Here is a 15,358-nt window from a genome sequence, read left to right on the forward strand (position 1 = left end):
AAGAGGGAACGGAGAACACCATGAAGCGCAGCGATTTCATCAAGGGCATGCTCGTCGCCGGCGTCGCCGCCGCGAGCATCTCGCTCGCCGCCCCCGCGGCCTTCGCCCAGGCGAAGTGGAACCTGCCGGCGGCCTACCCGTCCGACAACCCGCACAGCGAGAACCTCGCCACCTTCGCCAAGGACGTCGAGGCGGCGACATCAGGCAAGCTCTCGATCACGGTCCACGCCAATGCCGCTTTGTTCAAGGCGCCCGAGATCAAACGCGCCGTCCAGACCGGCCAGGCCCAGATGGGCGAGGTGCTGATGTCGCTGCACGAGAACGAGGACCCGGTCTTCGGCATCGACGTCGTGCCGTTCCTGGCGACCTCCTTCGTCGAGTCGAAGAAGCTCTATGCGGCCTCGAAGGCAGCGGTCGAGAAGAAGCTCGACAGCCAGGGTATCAAGCTCCTGTTCATGGTCCCCTGGGCGCCGCAGGGCGTCTACGCCAAGAAGGAGATCAACACGATCGAGGACATGAAGGGCCTGAAGTGGCGGGCCTATAATGTCGGCACGACCCGCCTCGGCGAATTGCTCGGCATGCAGGCGGTCACAATCCAGGCGGCGGAGCTGCCGCAGGCGCTGGCGACCGGCGTGGTCAATTCCTTCATGTCATCGGGCGGCACCGGCTACGACTCGAAGGCCTGGGAGACGCTGACGCATTTCTACGACGTCCAAGCCTGGATCCCGAAGAACGCCACCTTCGTCAACAAGGCGGCCTTTGCCGGCCTCGACAAGGCGACGCAGGACGCGATTCTCAAGGCCTCGGCCGATGCGGAAGCTCGCGGCTGGAAGCTCTGGGAAGAGAAGACCAACTGGTATCTCGACCAGCTCAAGAGCAAGGGCATGAAGGTCAATGCGCCCTCGCCGGCCCTCGCCAGCGGCTTCAAGAAGGCCGGCGAGACGCTGACCGCCGACTGGCTGAAGAAAGCCGGCGCCGACGGCCAGGCGATCGTCGACGCTTATAAGAAGATGTGAGGCGGCTCAGGACGAGGGCGACGCGAACCCTTCTCCCTTCGGGGGAGAAGGTGGCAGCGCGAAACGCTGACGGATGAGGGAAGGACGGGCTCGACCTGCCCTCACCTCACCCGGTCGCACCGCCCTCATCCGTCTGCTCCGCAGACACCTTCTCCCCCGAGGGGAGAAGGAAGCTCCCCGCGTACCGCGCCCCTTTCGGCAAGAAGCAGCATGCACCCTTCCGACGACCTCGGCCCGATCGTCTCCTCCGGTCATCTCGCCTCCGGCGCGATGCCGGCGCTGTCGGAGTTCGAGTTCGCGCTGACGATGACCGTCAACGCCTTCCATCGCTGGATGCTGCGCGCCATGACGGCAGCGGGCGTGCCGGAACTGACGCCGATGGACGTGCTCGTCCTGCACAACGTCAACCATCGCGGCAAGGCCAAGCGCCTCGCCGACATCTGTCTCGTCCTCAACATCGAGGACACGCATCTGGTGAACTACTCGCTGAAGAAGCTCGAGCGCCTGAAGCTCCTGAAGAGCGGGCGCAAGGGCAAGGAGAAGACCGTCGCGATCACCCCCGCCGGCGAAGAAGCCTGCAGGCGCTATGCCCAGATCCGCGAGCAGTTGCTGGTCAAGTCAGTGCTGGCGACCGGCATCGACCCCGCCCGGCTATCGGAGATCGCCGCCGCGATGCGCTCGCTCTCAGGGCAGTACGACCAGGCGGCACGGGCAGCGGCGAGCCTTTAGAAACGCGAGGGCTATGACATGTTGCGGAGGACACTGACTTACGCGTCTGGGTCCGGCGACATCCTGGTTCAAATCACCATCGAAACACCGCGCCAAGGCGAACACGATTGGTCCTGCGCATACGAGATCGGTTGGCCGGACGGCCAGCGCCGCGGTTTCGGCTACGGCATCGATGCAACGCAGGCGATACTGCTGGCGTTGAAAGCGGTCGGGACTGACCTCTACACCAGCGACTATCACCGCTCCGGCCGGCTCAGATGGATCGAGCCAGGCGACGGCTATGGCTACCCGGTACCGAAGATCATCCGGCACCTGTTGGTCGGTGGCGATGCTGAGGACGAGGGCTAACCCTCAACCAGCCGCCGCGCGATCACCTGCGCCTGGATCTCGGCCGCGCCCTCGAAGATGTTGAGGATGCGGGCGTCGCAGAGCACGCGGCTGACCGGATATTCCAGCGCAAAGCCATTGCCGCCATGGATCTGCAGCGCGTTGTCGGCCGCCGCCCAGGCGACGCGGGCGCCCAAGAGCTTGGCCATGCCGGCCTCGAGATCGCAGCGCCGATCGGCATCCTTCTCGCGGGCGGCGAAATAGGTGAGCTGGCGGGCGATGACCAGCTCAGCCGCCATCATGGCGAGCTTGTCGGCGACGCGCGGGAAGGCGATCAGCGGCTTGCCGAACTGGATGCGCTCCTGGGCATAGCGCAGGCCGAGGTCGAAGGCCGATTGCGCGACCCCGAGCGCGCGCGCCGCGGTCTGGATGCGGGCCGCCTCGAAGGTCTGCATCAATTGCTTGAAGCCCTGCCCTTCGACACCGCCGAGCAGGTTCTCCCCCTTGACCTCGAAACCGTCGAAGGCGAGCTCGTATTCCTTCATGCCGCGATAGCCGAGCACCTCGATCTCGCCGCCGGTCAGGCCTTCGACCGGGAACGGCTCGGCGTCTGTGCCGCGCGGCTTTTCGGCGATCAGCATGGAGAGGCCGCGATAGCCCGGCGCATCCGGGTCGGTGCGGACCAGCAGCGTCATGATGTCGGCACGGACCGGATGGGTGATCCAGGTCTTGTTGCCGTAGACCTTCCAGACCTCACCATCCTTCACCGCCTTGGTGCGCAAGGAAGCGAGGTCGGAGCCGGTGTTCGGCTCGGTGAAGACCGCGGTCGGCAGGATCTCGCCCGAGGCGATCTTCGGCAGCCAATAGGCCTTCTGCTCGTCGGTACCGCCGTTCAGGATCAGTTCGGCGGCGATCTCGGAGCGGGTGCCAAGCGAGCCGACGCCGATATAGCCGCGCGAGAGTTCCTCGGAGACGACGCACATCGAGACCTTCGACAGGCCCATGCCGCCGAACTCCTCGGGGATGGTTAGGCCGAAGACGCCGAGCTCGGCCATCTGCTCGACCACCGGCATCGGGATGTATTCGTTCTGAAGATGCCATTCATGCGCATGCGGCGTCACCTGCTGCTCGCAGAACCGGCGCATCTCGGAGCGGATAGCTTCCAGTGTCTCGTCGAGGCCGGGATCGCCGACGCTGGCGAGGCCCTGGCTCTGGCTGAACAGCGCAACGAAGCGGGCGCGGTTCTCCGGCGTATTGCCCTCGGCGATCAACTGCTCGGCCGCATCCGAGCAGGCAGCGGCGACGGCCTTGGCCGTAAGGCCGAGCGCCGGCAGGCGGACGATCTCGCCCTGGCTCATCGGGATGCCGCCGAATATCTGGGCGGCATATTCGCCGGCGCCGATCCTGATGGCGTAGTCCTCGATCGCACCATAGCGATCCTCGGCCTGCAGGCGCTCGCCATAGGCTTTCAGCTCGCGCAATGCCATCACATAGGTAGCGAGCCAAGAGAGGCCGTGGGCGGCGTGCTGCTCCTGCTCGAGCCTCGCCGAGGAGATCCGGCCCTCGACCAGCACCTTCTGCCTGACGGCAGCGACCGCCTCCTCCAGCAGAGCCTCGAAACCCGGCAAGGCGGCAGCGATCAACGCGACGGCATTGGCCTCGGAATCGGCCTTGAGGGCGGTGGCATTCATGTCTCTCTCCCTTTGTTGCGGCGCAGCATAAGGGAAGAATCGCGGATCGCGAAAGCCGTCTTTTGGCGGATGTCCGCTACGGCGAGCCCTGCCGCGTTAACCCCCCTTCAACCCTGACAAGGGATTATCCAACTGTCGCGAATTTGCATCATCGCGGTTCGCGGCCGCTCGTCTTTCGTCTTTTTGGCTATGAGGGCTCTGGTCAGTTGCGTCTGCGTCGGCGATCGAAGCGAGTGGGCTGGCAGCGTCTGCGCTGGGCGCTGGCGACGGTCGCGCCCTGGGCGCTTTCGGCCGGCATGCTGGTCTCCTTCACCGCCTCGGCCGGGCAGAACCCGGCGCCCCTTGGCCCGCCAGGCTCGCTGATCGCGCGTACCGCGCCCGGCCCGCTCTCCGATCTGGCCGATGGTCCTTCCCTGCTCGTCGCCGCCAGCGCCTTCCATCTGCCCGAGCGCGCCTATGCCCGCCTGATCCAGCCGGCGCGCCTTTCCTTCGAGCAGCCCGAGAACATCTTCGCGATCGATCCGCGCCAGCCGCGCGAGGACATGAAGCGCTCCGCCAGCGGCTTCCCGCAGGTCGACCGCAGCAGCAAGGGCGACCCGATCGTGTCGCTGCGCCCGACGCTGACCCGCAACGGCCCGCCCGGCGAGCTCGAACGCGTCGTCTTCGGCGACACCCAGCCCGGGCTGATCTCGGGCGGCTTCTCGCTCGAGGCGCAGGAAAGCCCGGAGGAGCCGCCGCTCGGCTTCGAGCCCTTCCTGCGCGACGAGGGCGTCACCGACCCGGCCCTGTCGGATTCCTCGCCGACGGCGGTTCCAAAGAACATCGGCTCGCCGCGTCATGGCGAACTCAATCCGGAAAACCTCGACGGCGCGACGCCGACCGTCCCAACCGCACTCGGCCAGTCCTCCAGCACGCCGACCTCCACCGGCATCGCCGGCGGCGCCTCCGCGACGCCGATGCAGATGGCGCCGGTCGCCGCCGAGCCGAAGTCGCGCAGCCGCGTCGCCAAATCGGAGCGTGGGCCAACCACGGACCTGCGCACCGTCGATCCCGCCGAGAAGCAGATCTACACCAGCCTGATCGCGCCCGAGAACATGGCCAAGGAGCAGCGCTGCCTGGCCGAGGCTGTCTATTTCGAGGCGCGCTCGGAAGGCGAGCAGGGCCGCGCCGCGGTGGCGCAGGTGGTGCTCAACCGGGTCAAGAGCGGGCTCTACCCGAACACGGTCTGCGGCGCGGTCTACCAGAACGCCAGCCGCCATCTCGCCTGCCAGTTCACCTTCGCCTGCGAGGGCAAGTCGCTGCGCATCACCGAGCCCGGCCCCTGGCGCGACGCGGTCCGCATCGCCCGCGAGGTCTATGACGGCACGACCTATCTGGCGGAAGTCGGCGCCTCGACCCATTACCACGCCGACTATGTCCGGCCGTACTGGGCCCGCAAGCTGAAGAAGATGGACACGATCGGCCGGCATGTTTTTTACAAGCTCAGGCCGGGGCAGACGTAAAGCTTGCTGTAGCGCGAAAAATCGAATGGCACTGCCAGAGCTAGGCCAAGCTGGACGCTACTCGGACCTAGGCTTGGTTGCCGACGAACGACAGCTTTCCGACCCCGGTCTTAAGGTCCTGCGCCATATCTAGCGGGCCACGTCGCGCGCAAGCAGCAGCAACGCCAATGCCGCGGCACCAGAAAGCGCGACCAAGACCACGGTGCTTGCAGACAGCCCAGCGCGTTCCATCATGACCGCAAAACCCAGCGGGGCGGCAGCGCGGATGATCAGGCCGGGTGCAGACAATTTGCCAAGCATGGCGCCATAGCCGGCCGGACCGAAGAGCTGGAGCGGCACCGTGCCGCGGACGATCGAACTCAAGCCCATGCTGACGCCGTAGGCGATCGCGAAGAGCCCAGCGAGCGCTGCCGTGTTGCTGGCGAAGGCGAGCAAGATGAACCCTAGCGGCATGAGCGCGCCGGAGACCCACGCAGTCGTCACTGGAGCGACGTTGATGCCGAACAGCATCTCGATGAGCCGTCCGGTCACCTGCGAGGGGCCGACCATGGCGCCGAGGGTGACCGCCAGCGCCGCGCTGAAACCGAAGCCCTGCAGCAGCGTTAGCATATGAACCGACATCGCCGAGACGACGAAGCCTTGCAGCGAGAACGCGATCGCAAGAAGGACAAAGGCACGTCGGCGGGCCTGCCCGGCGAGATAACCGCCATGGTCCTGCTTCTCGCTCGGCTGAGACGGCCTTGCGGCAGCCACCCGGCCGCGAGGCAACAGGAGGGCGTGCAACGGCAGCGCCAGGGCCAGATACCCCACTGCATAAATCTGATAGATCGAGCGCCAATCCGCCTGGGCCAGCAGCGCAGTGGTGAGCGGCCAGAACAATGTCGAGGCGAAGCCACCAATCAGCGTCAGCTTGCTGATCGCGCGCCTGGCATTCGCGCCATGCGCCTGAGTGAGAGCCGTGAACGCGGCGTCATACAGAACCAGCGTCGAGACGACCTCGAGGACGATCATTGCCGCGTAGTAGCTGACCAATCCCTCAGCTTTGGACAAGGCAAAGAGAGACAGGCTCGCCAGCACGCTGCCGACGCTCATCATTCGGCGCGTGCCGCACTTGTCGATCAGGCGCCCTGCGAAGGGCGCCACCAAGCCGCCGGCGAGCAGTCCAATGGCAAAGCCGCCATAGGTCCATTCGGGTGCCCAGCCAAAGCTCTTGGTCATGCCAGGGGCGAGCACGGCGAACGCGTAGTAGAGCGCGCCGTAACCAGCGACCTGTGTGATGCCCAGAGCGAGGATGAGCCCGATCCCCGCACTAGGGCCCGGGCCATGTTCCGAATCGGCGAGTGTCGTCATTGCGCTTGGGCGGCCTCATCGATTTTCGACGAGCTGCCACAGCCGCAACCCGCCTTGCCCTGTGCTTTGGCGGAAGCGTCGTCGACGCAGCAGGCGTCTGCGTCACTCGGGGCCGGGCCGCCACAGCAGCCGCCTGAGCTTTCCGGTGCGGTCGTGCATACGCCGGTCTCCGGGAGGGTGAGCTGGGCAGTATCGGCCGCCGCCATGTCACCGGCGATTGCGGCAACCACCGAACGGACCTGCTCATAGCCGGTCAGCATCAGGAAGGTCGGCGCGCGGCCATAGCTCTTGATGCCGACGGTGTAGAAGCCGGGCTCGGGATGAGAAAGCTCGCGGTGTCCGTGCGGGGGCACCGAACCGCAGGAATGCAGGTTGGGATCGATCATCGGCCCGAGTGCCTTGGCGCTCTCCAGCCACGGGTCAAGCTCGATGCGCAGTTCGCGGGTCAATGCGAGGTCCGGACGCTGGCCCGTGCACACCACGATCTGATCGACAGACACAACCGTGCGAAGACCTTCCGGGGTCTCGCCGTCGAGCGCGAGGCGACCATTCGCCTCTCGTACGGTGATGACCGCGAAACTGGTGACGAGTTCGACGCTGCCCGCTTCGACGAGCTGCCGCAGTCTCTGCCCGAGGTCGCCGCGCGCCGCGAGCTGGTCGTTGGCCCCGCCGCCGTAGACACGGGAGAGGTTGTTGCTGCGCGTCAGCCAGATCGTCTTGTTGGCGGGTTCGGCGGTCGCGAGTTCGGCGAGATCGAGCAGCACATTCGCTGCAGAATGACCGGCCCCGACAACGACCGTCGTGCGCCCGGCATAGCGGGCCCGGTCCCGGCCGAGCACATCGGGAATGCGGTAGGCAATCCGGTCCGCGAACGCTTCCTCGCCGTCTGCGGCCACGCCGCCTGCGCCGAGCGGATTTGGTGACATCCACGTTCCCGAGGCGTCGATCACAGCCCGCGCGAGGTCGCGGCGGACACGGCCGTCGCTGCCGATGATAGTCAGCTGGAACGGGCGCAACTCGCGGTCACGGCTGACGACCTTGTCGACGCCGCGCCGGCCGATAGCCTTGACGCAAGCTCCATATTCAATGACCGGCGCCAGTTCGGGAGCTTGCGACAGCGGAGCAAGGTAATCGCGGACGAGGTCGTTGCCGGTCGGGTAGACGGTCGCATCCGGCGCCCGCCATCCCGCCTTCTCCAGCAGTGAGCGCGCCGCTGGATCGACATTATAGGCCCATGGCGAGAACAGCCGAACGTGGCCCCAATCGCTGATGCTCGCACCGGCCGCGGTACCGGCTTCATAGACCTTCACGGGAAGGCCGCGCGCAACGAGATTGGCCGCAGCGGCAAGGCCGACAGGACCGGCGCCAATGACGGCGACAGGGAGTTCCATCATAACAAGCTCTCCTATCATTCTAGAAGGATGGAATTATAGGGCAAATAAAAAGGCGCTTCAGGCGGCCTGATTGGAGGCTGAGCAGGCTTCATCGGCGCAGCATTCATCTGCGAGGAAACCAAGCAAGGCAGCCATGGCAGAATACTCGGCCCGACAGATCAGGGTCGTGGCCTGCCGCTCCTGTGAGACCAGTCCGTTCTGCACGAGGCGCTGAAGGTGGTGCGAGAGGGTCGAGGCGGGAATGCCCAGACGCTCCTGCACCTGATTGACCGGCAGCCCACTGTGGCCGGCGCGGACCAGGACCCGATAAAGCTCAAGGCGGGTCGGATTGCCAAGCGCCTCAAGCTGTTTTGCCGCTTCTTCGATTTTCATGGAAATAGACTGTGCCACTTGTGGGAGGCCGTCAAGGGGTATTTCGATGATCGTCGAATTATTCGGCGACCTGCACCTTCCGGACGCGACCGCCGCGCTCGTACCAGCCCTTCGAGCCGTTCACGATCCCAACCCTGTCAGCATCACGGGAATCTCGACCATCCTTCCACCCAGCCCAAGCGTTTCCCGCCCTGACCGCCACAAACAGCCTGGCGATCTGCTGTGCTGGAGCGCCCTCATGGACCACGACAGACTTCGACAGGCCCAGGCCCTGCGTGTGAAAGCGTTGAAATGCCGCCGCTGGGCCGATACGGCCTGTGACGACGAGACCGCGGCCCGCCTGAAGGCGATGGCGAGCGACTACGAGCGGCAAGCGGAAGCCTTCGAACAAGACATTGCCGCGCCCCAGTTCCAGCAGGGACGATAAGCATCGTCTTCAGGATGTCTTGTCGCGTTCGTAGGCAAGGCTGCGGAGCGTCTTCCGGCCCCGGCCTAATGGGCAGCACGCCTGTCCTGGCAGGCCTTCGACGGCTCGCCATGGCAGCAAACACAGTGCTCCGCGGATTTCAAACCCGGCTTTGACGAACCGCATGCGCGCAGCGCCGGGTGGGTACCCGAAAGTTGCAATTCGCCCTTCTGGACAGCCACCGGTTGCTGTGCCAGATACCGCGCCCCTGACTACGCGGTAGGCACGATGACCGTTGCGCTCGCTATCATCTCCGGTCTGGCCTTGTTCGCCTTCGGCCTGATTCCGATCCTGGAACATGGCAGCCCGACCCGGGCCATCATCGTCAACCTGTTCGTGATTGCAATGCTGAAAGGCTTCGGCATCGGAACAGCCATCGCCGTTGTCAGGGGTTTCTTGCGCGGGGCGGGTCGCAAGACGCCGATCGCGCTGCTCGCACCGCCTCGGGCGGCCGCAGCAGTCGACGGGGTCGGCGTGGGTACCGGCGAACAGGCCTTCGAGAAGAGCGCTCCCTGCTCCTCACGCTAGGCACCAGGATCCATTCCTCTGGTCGAGACGAGCGATGAGCGGCCGCAGCCAGGCTGCCTGCTCTCGACGGCTACCCGCTGTAAAGCGCCGAATGCCGCGCCGCGGCCAGGCTGTCGACCTGGTCTTTCCCGATCGCGTCGGGATTGTAGAGCCAGCAGATGTCCTCGCCCTCGTTCACCATCCGGCCCTGGGCGAGCTCGGCGCCGGCATAGCCGGCCTCGCGCAGATCGCGCCTGAGCCTGCGCAGGTCCCATCGGATCGCGGCATAGCCGAAAGCGTCGTTGTCGAGGACGAACCCGTCTTCCTTGATTCGCAGAAGCGCGTTCGAGATGTCTTGCGATGAATATGTCATGGCCTGTTCTGGGCTTTGCTGGCGCTCCTCTAATCCGCTGGCCGTTGGCCAACCGCTACGGATTTGACGGGCATTTTAGCGGATTGGCGATTTTGCGTGCGCGCCAGGCCTGCGTCGAAGCCGGCACCGGGCTGCGAGCCGGGCAAGCCCAGGCGGGGCGGCAATCGCCGAGCGCCCTGCCGCACAGTTCTTCCCGAGGCTTCGCTTGGGAGGCGCTCTAGATCCTGGTGAGATAGTGGCCCAGCAGCAGCAGGCCGATCACGCCGAAGAAGCCCATGCCGAAGATCTGTTCTGCAGGGTGAGCCGTCTTCGGGGCCGAGGTCGTTTCGGTCCCGTGGTCCTCGTCGCGACAGGCCAGAAAATAAAGCGGCGCGGCGAGCGCCAGATAAATCACGCCCCAGCCCGCGACCAACCGGAGCGCCGCCTGTCCCTGCCAGGAGGAATAGGCGTCGAGCAGGCGCAGCAGCAGCAGGCAACCGACGCCAACGATCACGGTTTGCAGCAATAGGCGATTCACCGCGTGACTCCAGAGCCGCGCGATGTGGCATCGGCCGAGGCGCCACGTCAACATGCCGGGTTGTATGGAAGCCGCCTACGCAGCCGATGCGAGCATCGCCGCGATGCAGCGCGAGGCCGGGATCGCTCCCGGCCTCGCTCCCAGCTTTCGGACGACGCCTGCCGAGCCGGCTAGTCCTGAAAAGCCCAGGCGGCCGGCAGCCAGCGATACTGGCCCTGATCGGCAACGACGCGGCCCAGCCCCGGGAAGGGCATATGGGTCGCGGCGATCAGGGCGCCCTCGGCTGCCGCACGCTGGAAGAAGCGGGTGCGCATCGCCTGCGCAGCCGGGCGGTCCTGCTCGAACAGGAAGTTCACATCCAGCCCCGCCGGATGCACGACCGGGAACAGCATGTCGCCGGCCATGATCAGGCTCTGGCCGGCATCGGCGATGCGTACGCCGATATGGCCGGGGGTGTGGCCGGCCAGATCGACGATCGAGACGCCGGGGATGATCTCGCGCTCGCCATCGATGGCCTGCAGCTTCGGATAGAGCCGCGCGACCTCGCCGGCGAGCTTGATGCCGTTCTGGAGATAGGAAGGAGAGGCCGAGCGGGTCGCCGGATTGGTCCAGTGCGCCAGCTCGCGCCGGTCGACATAGATCTCGGCCTTGGCGAAATTGGCCTGCTCGCCAGCGACGAGGCCGCCGATATGGTCCTGATGCATGTGGGTGACGATCACGGCGTCGATCCGGCCGCGATCGAGACCGAGCGCGCTCAAGCCCGCCGGCAAACGCCCCGACTGGCCGATGGTCCCGCCCGGCCCGGCATCGATCAGGATACGGCTGCTGCCGTCCTCGATCAGATACTGGTTGAACATCATCCTGACGCCGCCGGCGCGCGCCGAGAACTGCGCCTTCGCCAGCGCCTCGACTTCGGCGGCGGAGCGGCCGGGGAAGTACTCATAGGGCATGTCGACATAGCCGTCGCTCAACGCCGTCACCGTGAAGCGGCCGATCCTGAGCTGCGCCAAGGGCGGCTGATCCGCGGAACGCTCGGCCGCTGCCGGCGCCTGCGCCAGGCCGGCCGACGACAGAGCAGCGCCTGCAGCCGCCAGGGCCGGGAGGCCGAGCGAAAATCCCCTGCGTGAAAGACCGGTCATCGTGAACTCCTGGGCTCATCCGAGCGCGAGACGCCAAGAGCGGCGCCTCAGTCAGGAGCGACGTAGTCCTCTCGATCGTCGGGTGCTATGGACGTATCGTGGAGACACCCTCTCGAATTATGGAAGGCTGATGGATCGTCTGGACGCCATGGCGGTGCTGCTCGCGGTGGTGGAGGCCGGGAGCCTGTCGGCGGCCGCGCGCAAGCTGCGCATGCCGCTCGCGACTGTCAGCCGCAAGATCGCCGAGCTCGAAAGCCATCTGCGGGCGAAACTGATGCTGCGCACGCGGCGCGGAACCGAGCTGACCGAAGCGGGCCTCGCCTATATCGAAGCCAGCCGGCGGATCCTCGAACAGGTCGAGGAGGCCGAGCGCATGGCCGCCGGGGAATACAGCGCACCCCGCGGCGAGCTGCGCGTCACCGCTCCCACATTGTTCGGCCAGCGCCATGTCCTGCCGATCGCCCTCGCCTTCCTGGAGCAGAACCCGGAAATCGCGCTCAAGCTTCATCTCGAAGACAGGCAGATCAATCTCGCCGACGAGCACATCGACGTCGCGGTGCGGATCGGCCATCTCGACGCCGGCGGGCTGATCGCGGTGAAGGTCGGAGAAGTCCGCCGCGTGATCTGCGCCAGCCCGGCCTATCTCGCCCGCCATGGCAGGCCACGAACGCCGGAGGAGCTCAGGGATCATGACGGCGTCTCGTTCCGCGGCTTTTCGGTCACGCCGGAATGGCGCTATCGCGGCGACAATCCCGCCCTCGGCGAAGAGCCGAGAGCGCGGCTGTCGGTGAACTCGACCGCCGCCGCCATCGATGCGGCATTGGCCGGCTTCGGCCTCGTGCGCGTGCTGTCCTATCAGGTCGAGGAGCAGCTCCGGCAAGGCGCGCTCGAAGCGGTGCTGGAGCCGTTCGCGCCGGCGCCACTGCCGGTCAGCCTCGCCTATGCGGAGGGTGGACTGCGCAGCCTGAAGGTCCGCGCCTTCCTGGACTGGATGACGCCGCGCCTGCGTGCGCGGCTCGCTGCTCGCAGCCCCGAGCGCCCTTAGGAATTCAGTTTCCGCCGAACAATTCCGCCGCCCGCGCGTTCCTTGAATACACCTATCACGAAGATGAGGAGCGTCCGATGGACTGGAACCGCGTCGAAGGAAACTGGAAGCAGCTCAAGGGCAAGGTCAAGGAGCAATGGGGCAAGCTGACCGATGACGATCTCGACGTCATCGCCGGCAAGCGCGACCAGCTCGAGGGCAAGATCCAGGAGCGCTACGGCATTGAGAAGGACAAGGTCCGGACCGATGTCGACGCCTGGTACGGCCGCCAGACCTGGCATTGACCACTCACGGTCGATGCAGGCTGCAAGGCCGGCATCACCGCTGAGGAAGGCCTCGCCGGCTCGCACCGGCGGGGCCTTTCGTTTGCCGGAGCAGCGACGTCATCGCAACGTCACCGCGCCTCCCTAGCGTCACCTCGTTGGCCTTGGCCCTCTCGGGCCGCGACAGGGTGGGTGGACGCATGAAGCTCCTGGTCAAGCTGGCCGTCGCCGGCGCTGTTCTCGCCGCCTGCACGGCGCCTGCCGCCGCCGAGCCGATCACCGGCGCGGGTTCGAGCTTCGCCTTCCCGGTCATCGGCAAATGGGCGCAGAACTACCGCGTCGCCAAGTCCGACGGCGCCGAGATGACCCCGCTCGACATCGGCGTCGACTATGAGCCGATCGGCTCGCTCGGCGGCGAGGTCCGCGTCACCCAGCGCGCCGCCGAATTCGGCGCCTCCGACCGGCCACTCTCCGCCGAGGAGCTGCAGCGCTCGGCCCTGATCCAGTTCCCGATCGTGATGGGCGGCATCGTCCCGGTGGTGAACATCGACGGCATCGGCCCCGGCCAGATCCGCTTCACCGGCCCCCTCCTCGCCGACATCTATCTCGGCAGGATCAAGCTCTGGTCCGACCCGGCGATCAAGGCGGCCAATCCCGAGCTGAAGCTGCCCGACGCTCCGATCAGCGTGATCTATCGCTCGGACGGCTCGGGCACGACCTTCAACTGGACCGACTATCTCGCCAAGGCGAGCCCGGAATGGCGCGGCAAGGTCGGCGTCAACACGCAGGTCCCCTGGCCGGTCGGCGCCGGCGCCGAGCGCACGCAGGGCGTGACCGACGCGGTGAAGCGGACCAAGAACGCGATCGGCTATGTCGAATTCGGCCAGGTCGTGCGCGCCGGCCTCGCCTACGCCCAGGTGCAGAACAAGGCCGGCAACTTCGTCAAGCCGGATCCGGCGAGCTTCACTGCCGCCGCCGCCAGCGCCGAATGGGCCAAGGCCACGGACTTTTCGCTGATGCTGACGGACGCGCCCGGCGCCGAGGCCTACCCGATCGTCGCCACCACCTTCGCTTTGGTGCCTAAGCCGCGCACGCGCCGGACGCAGGAGGTGCTCGACTTCTTCCGCCTCTCCTTCGAGAGCGGCGCTGCCGACGCCAGCACGCTCGGCTATGTGCCGCTGCCGGAGACGCTTGTGAAGCAGGTCAAGGACTACTGGGCCAACAGCATGAAGGCCGGCAGCTGAGCTGACCCAAGCCTTCCGGCTCATCCGGCACCGACACTCACGCGCCGTTCATAGACTGGCCCTTATTCTGACCTCCGATGGATTCACACCCGGCCCCGGCCGGGCGACCAGGAGGACAGGCATGCTCAGGACGCTCGCTCTCGCCGCTCTCGTCGGCGCAGCCATCTCGTCCGCGACCAGCGCAAACGCCCAGTATTACGACCCGTATTACCGGCCGGCGCCGCGCTACGATTACGACAGGCCGCCGCCACCGCGCTATGACGATGACCGCCCGCGCTATCGCGACGACGGCCCGCGCTACGGCTATGATCGGCCGTCTCGCCGGCGCTTCGGCGACGTCTGTCTGACCTCGCGCGGCTCATGCGCGGCGGAACCCGCGCCACGGAACTCGTCCTGCGGCTGCTATATCGAAGGCTTCGGCATGAAGCGCGGCGCGATCGAGTGACCTACGCCGAGAAGCGCTCCCCTGTCGAAAGGCACCGCCTGCTGCCTTGAGAGGTAGCGGGCGGGCAAGGGAAATTCACTCGAATGCCGGCGGCCGGCTTGACGCTCCGACAAGGATACCAGCAGCTTCAGCGCCGCTGAAACTGGTTAATTTTACCTTGTTTTGCAGTTAACCTTGTCTTCATAGATCGCTTCGGGCTTTCTACCCTCAACGACGCAGCGGCAGCGGTGCGCAACGCAGGGTTGGGGTCGACTATGACGTTCAGGCTTCTTTCGCTTTCGGGTCTCGCCGCGGCGGCCCTTCTCGGCCTCGCCGCCCCGGCGGTCGCCGGCGGCTGCTACGCTTCCTCCTGCTACCGGGCGCCGGTCAGCACGTGCGGCGGCGGTTCCTGCTACAAGCTGGTCTCGACCCCGCCGGTCTACGGTACCGTCGATGAGAGCTATGTCGTGCGCCCCGAGCGTACCTTCTCCAAGGTCATTCCGGCCCAATACGACACGGTCACCGAGCAGGTGGTGCTCCAGCCGGAGCGCCGCGTCGCCCGCCACATCCCGGCCCAGTACAGGACCGTCTCCGAGAAGGTCCTGATCTCGCCGGCGACCAAGCGCTGGGAAGTCACCCGCGACGCTTACGGCCAGACGACCGGCTGCTGGGTGCATGTCCCCGCACAATACGGCTATCAGCAGCGCACCGTCGAAGTCTCGCCGGCCTCGGTCGACTACGACGTCATTCCGGCCGTGTATGGCCAGCGCAGCCGCCGCGTCATGGTCAGCGCCTCGCGGGTCGAGCACGAGACCGTGCCGGCCGAATATGCGACGCGCCAGCGCCAGGTCCTGGTCAGCCCCGGTTCGCAATACTGGGCCAGGGGCGGCTACTGAGTTTTCGAGTTTTCTTCGTAGTACCTGTCACCACGTAACAAGCACCTCACGCCCCGGCTTCGGCCGGGGCTTTTTTGTCTTGGATCGACAACTGGGGAGGCGC

At 66.2% G+C, this 15,358-nt stretch carries 18 protein-coding genes; 11 read left to right on the forward strand and 7 right to left on the reverse strand.

What is annotated here, in order from left to right:
* The first annotated feature begins 20 nt into the window (after window positions 1-20).
* From ACWIGM_RS12490 to ACWIGM_RS12500, 3 genes are all read left to right on the forward strand, one after another.
* A complete protein-coding gene (locus ACWIGM_RS12490; RefSeq protein ID WP_454026253.1) occupies window positions 21-1,016 on the forward strand; it encodes a TRAP transporter substrate-binding protein in 996 nt (331 codons plus the stop codon).
* Between the two features lie 210 nt (window positions 1,017-1,226).
* Complete coding sequence (locus tag ACWIGM_RS12495) at window positions 1,227-1,745, forward strand: winged helix DNA-binding protein (protein ID WP_454026254.1); 519 nt, start codon at window positions 1,227-1,229, stop codon at window positions 1,743-1,745.
* 18 nt (window positions 1,746-1,763) lie between these two features.
* Window positions 1,764-2,093: a DUF6968 family protein gene (locus ACWIGM_RS12500; protein ID WP_454026255.1), complete on the forward strand. Its 330-nt coding sequence runs from the start codon at window positions 1,764-1,766 to the stop codon at window positions 2,091-2,093.
* On the opposite strand, the gene ACWIGM_RS12505 is transcribed toward ACWIGM_RS12500, so the two are convergent.
* Window positions 2,090-3,763 carry an acyl-CoA dehydrogenase family protein gene (locus ACWIGM_RS12505; RefSeq protein ID WP_454026256.1) on the reverse strand — a complete coding sequence of 558 codons (1,674 nt, stop codon included), beginning with the start codon at window positions 3,761-3,763 and terminating at the stop codon, window positions 2,090-2,092. The genes ACWIGM_RS12500 and ACWIGM_RS12505 overlap by 4 nt on opposite strands.
* A 233-nt stretch (window positions 3,764-3,996) precedes the next feature.
* On the opposite strand from ACWIGM_RS12505, the gene ACWIGM_RS12510 reads away from it, so the two are divergent.
* The gene (locus tag ACWIGM_RS12510) at window positions 3,997-5,265 is read left to right on the forward strand and encodes a cell wall hydrolase (RefSeq protein WP_454026257.1); all 1,269 of its coding nucleotides are present in this window, start codon (window positions 3,997-3,999) and stop codon (window positions 5,263-5,265) included.
* A 129-nt stretch (window positions 5,266-5,394) separates the two neighbouring features.
* On the opposite strand, the gene ACWIGM_RS12515 is transcribed toward ACWIGM_RS12510, so the two are convergent.
* Genes ACWIGM_RS12515 through ACWIGM_RS12525 form a run of 3 tightly spaced genes read right to left on the reverse strand, consistent with a single transcriptional unit; the run spans window position 5,395 to window position 8,381 of the window.
* Entirely contained in the window at window positions 5,395-6,615 is a 1,221-nt protein-coding gene (locus ACWIGM_RS12515) for an MFS transporter (RefSeq protein WP_454026258.1), read from the reverse strand.
* A complete protein-coding gene (locus ACWIGM_RS12520; protein WP_454026259.1) occupies window positions 6,612-8,006 on the reverse strand; it encodes an FAD-dependent oxidoreductase in 1,395 nt (464 codons plus the stop codon). The genes ACWIGM_RS12515 and ACWIGM_RS12520 overlap by 4 nt, the downstream gene beginning before the upstream one ends.
* A gap of 60 nt (window positions 8,007-8,066) precedes the next feature.
* A complete protein-coding gene (locus ACWIGM_RS12525) occupies window positions 8,067-8,381 on the reverse strand; it encodes an ArsR/SmtB family transcription factor (RefSeq protein WP_454026260.1) in 315 nt (104 codons plus the stop codon).
* A 46-nt stretch (window positions 8,382-8,427) separates the two neighbouring features.
* Between ACWIGM_RS12525 and ACWIGM_RS12530 the strand changes: the two genes are divergently transcribed.
* Both ACWIGM_RS12530 and ACWIGM_RS12535 read left to right on the forward strand, forming a co-directional pair.
* Complete coding sequence (locus ACWIGM_RS12530) at window positions 8,428-8,808, forward strand: hypothetical protein (RefSeq protein ID WP_454026261.1); 381 nt, start codon at window positions 8,428-8,430, stop codon at window positions 8,806-8,808.
* A gap of 267 nt (window positions 8,809-9,075) precedes the next feature.
* On the forward strand, window positions 9,076-9,375 hold the full coding sequence (locus tag ACWIGM_RS12535) for a hypothetical protein (protein WP_454026262.1): 300 nt from the start codon (window positions 9,076-9,078) through the stop codon (window positions 9,373-9,375).
* A 70-nt stretch (window positions 9,376-9,445) separates the two neighbouring features.
* Here ACWIGM_RS12535 and ACWIGM_RS12540 read toward each other — a convergent pair whose 3' ends face one another.
* From ACWIGM_RS12540 to ACWIGM_RS12550, 3 genes are all read right to left on the reverse strand, one after another.
* Window positions 9,446-9,727 carry a hypothetical protein gene (locus ACWIGM_RS12540; protein WP_454026263.1) on the reverse strand — a complete coding sequence of 94 codons (282 nt, stop codon included), beginning with the start codon at window positions 9,725-9,727 and terminating at the stop codon, window positions 9,446-9,448.
* A 217-nt stretch (window positions 9,728-9,944) separates the two neighbouring features.
* Window positions 9,945-10,232, reverse strand: a complete 288-nt coding sequence (locus ACWIGM_RS12545; protein WP_454026264.1) for a hypothetical protein — start codon at window positions 10,230-10,232, stop codon at window positions 9,945-9,947.
* Window positions 10,233-10,414: 182 nt separating this feature from the next.
* A complete protein-coding gene (locus ACWIGM_RS12550; RefSeq protein ID WP_454026265.1) occupies window positions 10,415-11,383 on the reverse strand; it encodes an MBL fold metallo-hydrolase in 969 nt (322 codons plus the stop codon).
* A 130-nt stretch (window positions 11,384-11,513) separates the two neighbouring features.
* On the opposite strand from ACWIGM_RS12550, the gene ACWIGM_RS12555 reads away from it, so the two are divergent.
* The 5 genes from ACWIGM_RS12555 to ACWIGM_RS12575 all read left to right on the forward strand — a co-directional run bounded on the left by ACWIGM_RS12555 (window position 11,514) and on the right by ACWIGM_RS12575 (window position 15,255).
* The gene (locus tag ACWIGM_RS12555; RefSeq protein ID WP_454026266.1) at window positions 11,514-12,428 is read left to right on the forward strand and encodes a LysR family transcriptional regulator; all 915 of its coding nucleotides are present in this window, start codon (window positions 11,514-11,516) and stop codon (window positions 12,426-12,428) included.
* A gap of 77 nt (window positions 12,429-12,505) precedes the next feature.
* Window positions 12,506-12,712, forward strand: a complete 207-nt coding sequence (locus ACWIGM_RS12560) for a CsbD family protein (protein WP_284168656.1) — start codon at window positions 12,506-12,508, stop codon at window positions 12,710-12,712.
* 179 nt (window positions 12,713-12,891) lie between these two features.
* Window positions 12,892-13,935 (forward strand): phosphate ABC transporter substrate-binding protein PstS, encoded by a 1,044-nt coding sequence (gene pstS, locus ACWIGM_RS12565; RefSeq protein WP_454026267.1) that lies wholly within the window; start codon window positions 12,892-12,894, stop codon window positions 13,933-13,935.
* A gap of 121 nt (window positions 13,936-14,056) precedes the next feature.
* Window positions 14,057-14,380 (forward strand): hypothetical protein, encoded by a 324-nt coding sequence (locus ACWIGM_RS12570; protein WP_454026268.1) that lies wholly within the window; start codon window positions 14,057-14,059, stop codon window positions 14,378-14,380.
* A 254-nt stretch (window positions 14,381-14,634) separates the two neighbouring features.
* Window positions 14,635-15,255, forward strand: coding sequence for a hypothetical protein (locus ACWIGM_RS12575; protein WP_454026269.1), 621 nt, complete (start codon window positions 14,635-14,637; stop codon window positions 15,253-15,255).
* Window positions 15,256-15,358: the final 103 nt, after the last annotated feature.

The organism is Allobosea sp. NPDC055332 (assembly GCF_053645455.1).

Bases quoted from the DNA above. Each gene is read 5' to 3' on its own strand.
- ACWIGM_RS12490 (WP_454026253.1), top strand. From the start codon at position 21: ATGAAGCGCAGCGATTTCATCAAGGGCATGCTCGTCGCCGGCGTCGCC.
- ACWIGM_RS12495 (WP_454026254.1), top strand. From the start codon at position 1,227: ATGCACCCTTCCGACGACCTCGGCCCGATCGTCTCCTCCGGTCATCTC.
- ACWIGM_RS12500 (WP_454026255.1), top strand. From the start codon at position 1,764: ATGTTGCGGAGGACACTGACTTACGCGTCTGGGTCCGGCGACATCCTG.
- ACWIGM_RS12505 (WP_454026256.1), bottom strand. From the start codon at position 3,763: ATGAATGCCACCGCCCTCAAGGCCGATTCCGAGGCCAATGCCGTCGCG.
- ACWIGM_RS12515 (WP_454026258.1), bottom strand. From the start codon at position 6,615: ATGACGACACTCGCCGATTCGGAACATGGCCCGGGCCCTAGTGCGGGG.
- ACWIGM_RS12520 (WP_454026259.1), bottom strand. From the start codon at position 8,006: ATGGAACTCCCTGTCGCCGTCATTGGCGCCGGTCCTGTCGGCCTTGCC.
- ACWIGM_RS12525 (WP_454026260.1), bottom strand. From the start codon at position 8,381: ATGAAAATCGAAGAAGCGGCAAAACAGCTTGAGGCGCTTGGCAATCCG.
- ACWIGM_RS12530 (WP_454026261.1), top strand. From the start codon at position 8,428: ATGATCGTCGAATTATTCGGCGACCTGCACCTTCCGGACGCGACCGCC.
- ACWIGM_RS12535 (WP_454026262.1), top strand. From the start codon at position 9,076: ATGACCGTTGCGCTCGCTATCATCTCCGGTCTGGCCTTGTTCGCCTTC.
- ACWIGM_RS12540 (WP_454026263.1), bottom strand. From the start codon at position 9,727: ATGACATATTCATCGCAAGACATCTCGAACGCGCTTCTGCGAATCAAG.
- ACWIGM_RS12550 (WP_454026265.1), bottom strand. From the start codon at position 11,383: ATGACCGGTCTTTCACGCAGGGGATTTTCGCTCGGCCTCCCGGCCCTG.
- ACWIGM_RS12555 (WP_454026266.1), top strand. From the start codon at position 11,514: ATGGATCGTCTGGACGCCATGGCGGTGCTGCTCGCGGTGGTGGAGGCC.
- ACWIGM_RS12560 (WP_284168656.1), top strand. From the start codon at position 12,506: ATGGACTGGAACCGCGTCGAAGGAAACTGGAAGCAGCTCAAGGGCAAG.
- pstS (WP_454026267.1), top strand. From the start codon at position 12,892: ATGAAGCTCCTGGTCAAGCTGGCCGTCGCCGGCGCTGTTCTCGCCGCC.
- ACWIGM_RS12570 (WP_454026268.1), top strand. From the start codon at position 14,057: ATGCTCAGGACGCTCGCTCTCGCCGCTCTCGTCGGCGCAGCCATCTCG.
- ACWIGM_RS12575 (WP_454026269.1), top strand. From the start codon at position 14,635: ATGACGTTCAGGCTTCTTTCGCTTTCGGGTCTCGCCGCGGCGGCCCTT.